The sequence below is a fragment of the Xenorhabdus kozodoii genome (genome assembly GCF_002632875.1).
In the GTDB taxonomy this organism is placed as follows: domain Bacteria; phylum Pseudomonadota; class Gammaproteobacteria; order Enterobacterales; family Enterobacteriaceae; genus Xenorhabdus; species Xenorhabdus kozodoii.
Window position 1 is genome coordinate 39689 of record NZ_NJCX01000001.1, and the last position, 8735, is coordinate 48423.

Consider the following 8735-nt stretch of genomic DNA (forward strand, 5'->3'; position numbering starts at 1 on the left):
TTCCCCACTCTCAACACTGACATTGTGATCTTATTTAGGTAGCAGTTATGGTCAGTAAGCGTTTCATTGCACAACGTTGTTCCTCGGTAAACCCATCATCGATCTCGCTTTGTAATAGTTGCTGTAATGATTCAGAAATTTGTTGCGAATCTAAGATCTCAAATCCCAATTGATGATAAAAAGGGGCATTCCAGTTGACATAACGGAAAGTTGTCAATGTCACTGCATTAAGATGACGCTGCCCTGCAACCTGGATGACGTTTTCAACCAATGCCTTTCCAATACCTTTTCTCTGCCAATTTTCATGCACAGAAAGCTCCATAATATGAAGACCATCATTTAACGGCTTAGCTAAAATAAAGCCAATAGGCAGAGAATCTTCATTAACGGCAACCCAGCTATTGCCTTGCGCAATATAGTCCAAATGTTGCTGCTCCGTTTGCACATGACCCTCGGCTATCCAAGCCAGTTCAGGGATAAACCCAAATAATTTCGCAGCAGAATGTTCTACTGCGGGTAATTGGGTGACATCTGATTTTTGTGTTAAGCGAATAGAAAACAGAGTGTTCAGATCATATACCTCATTGCTGTAATAATGACACCAGAAAAACCAAACATCATTGTTACCCTCCATTTGGTTTGAACCACTATTTTATTGAAATGGTTTTTAATTGCCCATGAATTGTTTTGATGATAAAACGATTTTATAACATCATCTTATCCCATTCAGTCAGCACATGCGCTTTCATGTTACGGCGTTTTTTCGTGATAAAAGTGACACCGGTTTGCGCTAAACTATCTGCCAGTTTCTGGCTGAGATAACCTTTGTCGCCATACAGAAAACCCGTTAATTCTTTTGCTAATTCTTGAACCGGTTCCCGATCATCCACATTACCGGCAGTGGCTTTAAGCGCCAGACTTTCGCCCTGATGGTCACAATCAAGTGGAGTTTAAAACCGTAAAACTATCCCATTGAGGTTTTTCCGCGTTTTGCTACCCCCTCAAACACCTTATGCCGAGGAATACGGATGTGATGACACACACATAAACGAGTGGAATCAATAAACGCAATGTTTGTCGGCGACGCAGGCGGTATCCGTACTGGTGTAGTCAAGTTATTCGGGGTAACAATAGGTAACGGTCACTTTGCTTTAAGTCAGATTTTTTAGGTGGTTAGGTTATGATGAGTGATGCGAGGTAACTTGATTCTGGCCCCTGCAGGAATCAAACGTGAATGTTATCAAATTGATTTTAAATAAAAATATTTGTTATATTTTTAAATCTATACAAATTTCTATGCAACTTACATTTCGTTAATAACTCTCGCCAGCTCTATTGCTCTACCTATGTGTTTTCAGTAATAGAGACAAGGTCAGCACACTAAACCTACCAACCTTGTAAAGAGGTCGCAATGTATTTCGTCGGAGCCTCTTAAGCGATAGCACTGACAGTCAACTGATAGCCCTGCCAGTAAGAAGCCTTTCCCATAACAGTGATCACCTGACCTTTCTGTAATAACATCACCGATAGTGCCATCTCATCAAAGCCAATAACACGCAGCGGATAATCACTGCGCTTTTCACTCTGCGCCTGCATGGTAGCGACTGCCATCACTTTACCTGTCTGGCACTTGATACACCTGGGGGCTACGGTAATCTTCCCTGTGACCGTGGCGACTATCGATGATGCGTTCTTTTGCTTTCTTCGTGCCATTTTCCACCGCCTGTAGATGGTCAAGATTTTGACCATGATAAAAATCAGCAAGTTAAATCACTGCGAACGTAATACGTACTCAGTTACATTAAGTAACCTTGTGCTGGACGGCGTAAACTCAAGCCCTCTGCGTTGTGATTTCCACAATAGAGGGTAATACATTGCCTCTATCTCGCTCTTTTGTGCACCTCTTAATGAGTTGTGCAAAGTTTGTGAGTAACCAATAGTAACCCGCAAAGTCCGATTATCGGATATTGGATTTTGCATACCGATATCTTCGGTGTTCAAAATATAAGCAGACGCCAAATATGTCGTCTGATTAAATATCAATGGGTTATCACCAAAGCCCGAATTAGGGCTTTGCCCTGCTAAAAGGTATGGTGATTTCCCCTATACCTAAGATGGGATATCACACTTTGAGATGGTCACGATTTTGACCATCTATGGCAACTATAGGGATTTCTCCAATAGTTAGTTAACTCCTTGATTTCACTAATCTCTGTCCCTGTGACAGAAATAAGCAATATCAATGGGTTAACTAAATCCCGTCAAAGCTAGCCAGTCGTTGCTTCTGCTCCTCATTGAGACTGAAAGCAAAATCCTCATGCTCGCTCTGCCATGTACCAAAGCTCATCAGGAATGCGATTGCAGGATCTATCTTATTCGCGGATTTCTTCTTGTTCGGTTTGATATTGGCGTTCGCATCAGTCTCCATTACGACATTGGACATTGCCCATGCGAGCACCGGATCGCCGTTGTGACGAATGATTTTGCGATTAACGAACACTTCGGCTGACTTCGCCACCGGGCTAAAGCGCATGTAGGTTTGCGGGAACGGTTCTACATTCAGCCCCGCGCCCTGTAATTGCGTGCGTAGGTGTGTAGCGTTCCATGTATCAAAGCCGATGAGCTTAATATCAAAGTGCTGGCTGTCTTTGAGAATATCATCACGAATACGGTCATAATCAATACAGTCGCCCGTCGTGGTACGTAGCCAGCCCATTTGCGCCCATTGCCGATAGATTGCCCGATTCTTGTTGGCCGGGTTCTGTAGCTGGGCTTCGGGCAGGTAGTGGCGGGTCAGGAGTAACAGTTCATTATCGACCGGAAACGTGTAGCAAAGACTGGTGATATCGCCTGTTGAAGATAAGTCCAAGCCGGCGTAGCACTCCAAGCCTTTGAGGTCGTTTTCATCATAATCTGACTGGCAGGCTTTCCATGCGCCTTCACCCATCCACGGGGTTTCACCCTGACACCAGATATTAAAGCGTTTGGTCAGCATTTCTGTCCATTGTGACGGAATACCCCGCGCTTTCTGGATAGTGTCATGCAAGGCGGTACTGTCTACCGACACATCCAGATTGGGATTGGCCTTTATCCAAAGGGCTTCATCATCAATTTCGTTCTCGTCGTCCAGTTCGTAAATCAGGGCAAACAGCGATTCATTTTGTTCTTCGCCATTCAGTATCTGGCAACAATAATCATAGTGTTGTTTACAGGCGGATATCACATTACTGCCCCCCGTGGTGATGGCAAACAGGAGTCCTTCGGGACGTGCGCCCATTCCCAGTTCAAGGGCAGAGTAAACCGCATTATCGGGGTGTAAATGATATTCATCGACAATCGCCAAACTGGGGTTTGTACCCTCAATCGTAGCGGCTTTGGCGGCCAGTGGCTTTAACAGGCTGTTGCTCTTGGCATAGGTGATTTTGTGTTGCTGGATAGCTACCCGTTTTTTGAGCGGTTTTGATAACAGGCACATCTGGCGGGCATCATCAAATACGATACGCGCCTGATCGCGACTCACGGCGGCGGTGTAAATATCCTGCTGCCCGTTCTCCATCACCAGAAACCAGTTCGCCAGTATTGCGGCCACGGTAGATTTGGCATTCTTGCGCGGCACCTGAATGTAAGCGCTGCGGTATTTCCGGCGACCGGTCGCTTTGACCTTGAAGCCGAACAGGTTAGCAAAGGCGAATTGCTGCCACGGTTCTAACACAATGGGCTGACCGCGTAAGTGGCCTTTGACGTGGGGGCAGAGACGGGAAAAGCCAATAAAACGCTCTACTACCTCAGTATCGAACAGATAAAGCGGGTTATTCAGGTCGTTATAGTAGCGTTTTACCGCCTGTTTTACCCGTTTGCAGGCCGGAATTGTGCCGTTTTCGACATCAAAAGCGTACTGTTCCCATGCGTTCATCATTGAACCACTTAGGCTATCAGCACATCTAAATCATCGGGTTCATCGCTTTCTATCGGATTTCGGCGGCGGGAAACCGGATCAAAGCCCAGCAGTGACGACATTTTTATCATGATTTTTTCGGCGTCGGCTTTTGCCTTCAGTGACGGGTTACTGGTTGCCGCGCCGCGAGACCCTTCCACCGCGAACCCGCGCACTTCAATATCTGCCACGGCTTTACGGTAAATGGCATAGTTGACGCAATACAGTTCCAGGTTGTTCCAGTCTGCCGGGCTGAGGTCGTCACGCTCGTTGAGTATCTTGGCTTTCGATTTCCATTGCTCGGCGGCGATGTCGTTCAAATAAACGGGGGGTTTGGGTGCTCTTGCCATAGTTATTGTATCCTGTTGAAATGACTGCTATTGAAAAAAGTGCCGTGCATAAAAATTTGAGGAGGGGGTCGGTTCCGCTGGGAAGCGCGTTTGTCATTTTTGATACCCCCACCCACTATTTCATTTGTTATTATTCTGCGACTAACCAACCGCGACGCGTTGCCGCTTCAGTTTCCCGTTCCTGATAGACACCCTGTTTGCGCTTCGCTTTGGTTATCGGGTCTGTCTGTACGGTCTTGCGGTTATGGCAGGCATGGCATAGTGCTTGATGATTGGATTCAGGCCAAAACAGCACATCCGCTTCACCCTGTATCGGAATAATGTGATCCACAATCGTTGCAGAGACATAGATATTTTGCTGTAGGCAGTGGACACATAACGGATTCGCTTTCAGGTATTGCAGCCGGTAGCGTCCCCATTGATTACTGTAACCTCGTTGGGTTCGGGTTCCCCGTTGTTTATCCTGTTGCCGTCTGGACTCGCGTTGGTGTTGTTCACAGCGGCCTGACTTCACCCGCTCACGGCAATTAGGATAGCTACAACGCTTTAACGGTTGCCACGGCATCAGTAAACTCCCACATCACGATAGACAGACCACAACGATTTGATGGTGAACGGGATTTCTTTGAATTCCTTATCTGCCACCATTGCCCGGTTCTCATACAGCAAACCGATATAGAGTAAACAGCCGACTTTGATCGCCGGGCTGAAAACCAAGCCTTCATCAAACCGTTTGCCGATATGTTGCTGGCAGACTTCTAATGCAGCATTGGCATAACCTTGAAGTAAGGTATCTTCTAAAGCATTACTTTCATCTATCCGGCAATGCTGTTTGATCTCATTCAGGGGGATTTCGATATCAGGCATATTTCACGCCTCCCTTGCAAAGCAGCTCTAAGTGAGTCCGTTTCGGATCAGGGATAACGGCAACGATGGCAAAGGCCTGACTATGGGAGCTATTACCCTGATAGATAATCCGGTGTGTGGTGGTGATATCATTCCGGTAGCGTAACCAAATACGTACAGTGGCTTCGGAAAGTATCCGCCCGGAGGCGACCAGTTCCCGACCGCTGATAAATTTCACCTCCGCCCAGACCTCAGCAATATTCACCCATGCTTTAATCACCGAACCGCCCGGGGAACGGGTTTGTTCATTTTTCTGGATAGTTATCCGATCTCTTAATGCACCCGCTCTCATTCCTTGCCCTCCGGTTCATTGGCTTTCTTCACTTCAACGGTTTGTTTCCATGCCTGGCTAAACTCATCTCCACCGTCACGGGGGGATAACCCCTCACGTTCACGGGCTTCATTCGGGCACATCACACCGGATTTAATCGCTGTCTCATAACTCTGGAAGCGTTCGTTGGGATTGGCACGCAATAAGTCGGCGGTATCGAACTCAACTTGGTAGCGAATGCCTTTTGTTGGTGAGTTCAGCAATAAAGCAGATTTGATTTGCTGCTCGAAATTAGCCAGCCACGGGCGCATGGTAATGGTCAGAAAAGCGCGGGAGGCTTCGCTAAAGTTGCTATAGGTGCTGTTCGAATACTCTTGCAGGAAGATCGGACTGATATTGAACATTCGGGCGATATCGTCAATGGTGAAACGGCGGGAGGCCAGCCATTCCGCATCTTGGTTACTCATTCCCAATTGCTGGTATTCCATCCCGCCCTCAAGAATGGGCGTTTTGCCTGCATTGCGAGCGCCCTTGTAGCGTTCGAGGGCTTCCAACGCCTTATTACCCTTGATGCCATCCAGCCAGTCAGCAGCCTTAATCACACCCGCCGCCATCATGCCGTCTTTCATGATGCTGGCTCCGTGACGCTGTTGTGCCAGCCCTAAGCCCAGTGTTTCCCGGCAAATCGTGACCGGTGAGCGTCCCAAAAAGCCATCTTCGGTGGCATAACGTAAATGCAGCACTTCTTCTTGCAGATAGGTTTTCACCTTGCCGCTATAAGGTTCGGTGACGGTGTAGGCAAACCGGTGATCGGATAACCGTTGCGGAACCACCGCTGACGGTGAGTAAGGGTGCAACGATTGTGGCTGACCATCCCGTCCCCAGACAATCACCGCATACGCATTACCATTCAGTAAGCAATGGCGCATCAGGGTTCGCTTAAACTGAAACGGGGTCTGGCAGTCGTTCGGGTATTCATTAAGCAGATAATCTACCGGGTGATCGCTCAACCATTCGCGGGATTCTTTCCCGTGCTGGTGCTGAACCCGATAGAGATAACAGGGCATGGTGGCAATGGCTTCACTAATCACCGTGACGGCATTCATCACGGCAGGTAAACCCTCGGCGGTTGAGGGGGAAACATGCTCGCCGGATTTGGTATTAGACATACCCGCCAGAGAAAGAAACTCATCAATACTGATACTACGAGTCTCAGCGGCTTTACGCTTAAAAGGCCACATAACTACACCTCAGACAGTTGCAGCCAGTAATGGCGCAAATCCACATTGCAGGGCTTGGCTGCGTTTAATGAGCGTTTGGCAATTTCAACGCCACTTTCAGGATAGGCAGGCAAACTGGTGACAGTGATTTCCCGTAATTCAGCCTCTAAAACAGTTCTGACATAGGGTTCCTGTCCCACATCCCACTGATCTTTAATCGCTCGAAAGCCAAAGGACATACCGGAAATATCACCGCGTTCAACCAGTGTCAGTACATCGTGCCCTAATTGGGTATCCGGCGGGGTTAACTCAAAGCGTAATCCGGTGGTATCTTCGCTAAGTTGCAATGTGCCTGACGTAGTGCGGCCTAACAGGTTCATGTGATCATGTTCATAAAGCGCCCTGACATCTGTACCCGCCGTTAAGCTGGTGCTAAACGCATTCGGGGCGAACTGCTCGACAAACTCATCCCACAAAACTTGTGATCGGCTGTTCCACTTAATCACGTAGCCGGTCAGTTTCTTATCACGGGCAGACAGTGAAGTCGTGCGGATTTCAAAATCATTCTTCATCTGTGAACTCCAAGACTGAAAAGGGGCGCTGTGCCCCTCTTGCTTATTTACTGGCTGCTTTCACTTCAAGGATCTTGATGGCGTTGGAGTCCACCAGACCACCGCCCAGATATTTATCGGTACACACCTTATAGAATCCCGGCTCGGTGATATTGTCGGGGCGGGTACGGGTGCCGGTCTCATGGTCAACAATGAAATAGCCGCGCTTGAAGTCACCCAGACCAATCACGCCATCCGGCATAAATTCGAGGTAATGGACAGACAAGCCCAACAGCATATCGGGATCACCGGCTTGTAAACGTTCACGCCAGATATAATCCCCATTACCGTTTTTCAGCTTTTGCACCTTAGCGGCCGTCGTGGAGTTCATCACCCAGACGGAATTTTTACGGTATTTATTCTTAAGCAGGAACTTAAGATCAATCAGGCTATCGGCCTCAAGCGTGGTCGCTTCCAGTTTTTGCAACGTGCCAAAATCACGCAACTTGTCGCCTTGGGTGTCACGGGGATAAGACAGAAAGCCTTTCGCTTTTTTACTGCCGTCACCGCTCACGAGATCGGTTTCTTCGGTATCCACGAACGTATCGGCAATTTCTGAGGTCAGCCAGCCTAAGATGTCCACATCGCTAAAATCGATGATTTCTTGGGTAGTCTTAGGATAGGCGTAGATAGGAAACAGCTTGATGCTCACTTCTTCCATCTTTGGTGTGGCTGTCTCACCGCGTGCCTTACCTTCTTCCCCGTGGGCTACGGCTGCGCCACCGGCCGAAATAAGTTGCTTATACTCGTTGCTGCGTGTGGTTTTGATGGTACAGATTCGGCGCATGACCGACTCATCCGCTAGTTGCTGCATGATCTGTTTATTCAGCTCAGGGATAACGGTGTAGCCGCCTTCTGAGGGAACGCCCGTAGACAAGGCGCGGGTTTCTCCGGTCAGAATATAGTGGCGCAACTCGTCATTGCTGAGGTTTTCGCGGGTCGGTTGGGATTTGCTTGCCTGACTGCGTTCTTCATCAGACAGTACCTCATAACGGGCGATTTCTGCATTCAGAGCATCGGACTGACTACGCAGTTCGTCGAACTGTTTCGCTTCATCGGCTGTCAGTGAACGCTTTTCGTCTTCGGCTTTGGTGAGCAGCGAACGCATTTGTTCAGTAAAGGTTGCTTTTTGCTGGCGTAATTCGAGCAGTTTTTTCATGAAAGGGTTTCCGTAACAATAATGTTAAGACGTGAAACCAGCTCTGAGAGGGGCAGGCCGAATAATCTTTTTCTGCGTCTCGCAGGCTACTTCTCGCAGCTTGATTAAACGGCCTTATGGCGGCTCACGTCTGAGTGCCATCTCTCAATATATACATGAAAAATATAATAAAAAGACCTCACAATAGGAGGTCTAAACAGGCGGAAACATGAGGACAGAATACTTACAAATCTTTACTCTTCAAAATTCCACGGGGCATGCTCAAGCGTTGAGGCGATATACTC

The 8735-nt window shown here is 47.9% G+C and carries 10 protein-coding genes and 1 pseudogene; all 11 read right to left on the bottom strand.

What is annotated here, in order from left to right:
- Nucleotides 1-34: 34 nt before the first annotated feature.
- Nucleotides 35-634: a GNAT family N-acetyltransferase gene (locus Xkoz_RS00145; RefSeq protein WP_099140193.1), complete on the bottom strand. Its 600-nt coding sequence runs from the start codon at nucleotides 632-634 to the stop codon at nucleotides 35-37.
- 73 nt (nucleotides 635-707) lie between these two features.
- A pseudogene (locus tag Xkoz_RS00150) lies at nucleotides 708-1081 on the bottom strand (IS982 family transposase); the annotation flags it as partial.
- A 350-nt stretch (nucleotides 1082-1431) separates the two neighbouring features.
- The gene (locus tag Xkoz_RS00155) at nucleotides 1432-1713 is read right to left on the bottom strand and encodes a hypothetical protein (RefSeq protein ID WP_099140194.1); all 282 of its coding nucleotides are present in this window, start codon (nucleotides 1711-1713) and stop codon (nucleotides 1432-1434) included.
- 538 nt (nucleotides 1714-2251) lie between these two features.
- Nucleotides 2252-3913 (bottom strand): terminase large subunit, encoded by a 1662-nt coding sequence (locus Xkoz_RS00165; RefSeq protein ID WP_099140196.1) that lies wholly within the window; start codon nucleotides 3911-3913, stop codon nucleotides 2252-2254.
- An 11-nt stretch (nucleotides 3914-3924) separates the two neighbouring features.
- The gene (locus Xkoz_RS00170) at nucleotides 3925-4284 is read right to left on the bottom strand and encodes a phage terminase small subunit P27 family (protein ID WP_099140197.1); all 360 of its coding nucleotides are present in this window, start codon (nucleotides 4282-4284) and stop codon (nucleotides 3925-3927) included.
- A 130-nt stretch (nucleotides 4285-4414) separates the two neighbouring features.
- Nucleotides 4415-4849, bottom strand: coding sequence for an HNH endonuclease (locus tag Xkoz_RS00175; RefSeq protein WP_099140198.1), 435 nt, complete (start codon nucleotides 4847-4849; stop codon nucleotides 4415-4417).
- Nucleotides 4849-5151: a head-tail connector protein gene (locus Xkoz_RS00180; protein WP_099140199.1), complete on the bottom strand. Its 303-nt coding sequence runs from the start codon at nucleotides 5149-5151 to the stop codon at nucleotides 4849-4851. Before Xkoz_RS00180 ends, Xkoz_RS00175 begins: the two co-directional genes overlap by 1 nt.
- Nucleotides 5144-5482, bottom strand: a complete 339-nt coding sequence (locus Xkoz_RS00185) for a phage head closure protein (protein WP_099140200.1) — start codon at nucleotides 5480-5482, stop codon at nucleotides 5144-5146. Before Xkoz_RS00185 ends, Xkoz_RS00180 begins: the two co-directional genes overlap by 8 nt.
- Nucleotides 5479-6702 carry a phage portal protein gene (locus tag Xkoz_RS00190; protein WP_099140201.1) on the bottom strand — a complete coding sequence of 408 codons (1224 nt, stop codon included), beginning with the start codon at nucleotides 6700-6702 and terminating at the stop codon, nucleotides 5479-5481. The genes Xkoz_RS00185 and Xkoz_RS00190 overlap by 4 nt, the downstream gene beginning before the upstream one ends.
- 2 nt (nucleotides 6703-6704) lie before the next feature.
- Nucleotides 6705-7253, bottom strand: coding sequence for an HK97 family phage prohead protease (locus Xkoz_RS00195; RefSeq protein WP_099140202.1), 549 nt, complete (start codon nucleotides 7251-7253; stop codon nucleotides 6705-6707).
- A gap of 43 nt (nucleotides 7254-7296) precedes the next feature.
- Complete coding sequence (locus Xkoz_RS00200; protein ID WP_099140203.1) at nucleotides 7297-8451, bottom strand: phage major capsid protein; 1155 nt, start codon at nucleotides 8449-8451, stop codon at nucleotides 7297-7299.
- Between the last annotated feature and the right edge of the window lie 284 nt (nucleotides 8452-8735).